Source organism: Xanthomonas pisi DSM 18956 (genome assembly GCF_001010415.1).
Classification (GTDB): Bacteria; Pseudomonadota; Gammaproteobacteria; order Xanthomonadales; family Xanthomonadaceae; genus Xanthomonas; species Xanthomonas pisi.
In genome coordinates this window covers 1-446 of the sequence record NZ_JPLE01000295.1, presented here as the reverse complement: position 1 = coordinate 446, position 446 = coordinate 1, and the positions used below count along the sequence as shown (strand labels likewise).

At 47.8% G+C, this 446-nt stretch carries 1 protein-coding gene; it reads left to right on the top strand.

Translation table 11 applies throughout. The features are described from left to right. On the top strand, positions 1-446 hold a 446-nt coding region (locus Y887_RS19850; protein WP_084726110.1), incomplete at both ends, for a phage antirepressor N-terminal domain-containing protein.

Here is a 446-nt window from a genome sequence, read left to right as displayed (position 1 = left end):
CCGTTTCACCGCGGTGCTCTTTATGTGGGTAACCATAGGGGCGAACCGTATGTTCCAACGGATCCCATTGTTGAGGGGATGGGGCTTGCTTGGTCTCCCCAATTTAGTAAGTTAAAACGACGATTTGCCAAAGGCGTTACGGAAATCATAATACCTTCTGCTGGTGGTGAGCAAACAATGACTTGTCTTTCTCTGCGTAAGCTGGCTGCCTGGCTTCAGACCATCAACTCAAACAAAGTTAAACCTGAAATCCGCGACAAGGTAATCCAGTATCAGGAAGAGTGCGACGATGTTCTCTATGAATACTGGACGAAGGGGGTTGTCGTTAATCCCCGTCGAATGAGTGTGATGGAAGAACTCAATCAGGCTTGCGCTGACATGAAACGGGATAAAAACATTGCCAGTGTGTTTGCTACCGGGCTGAATGAGTGGAAACAGGTTAAAGC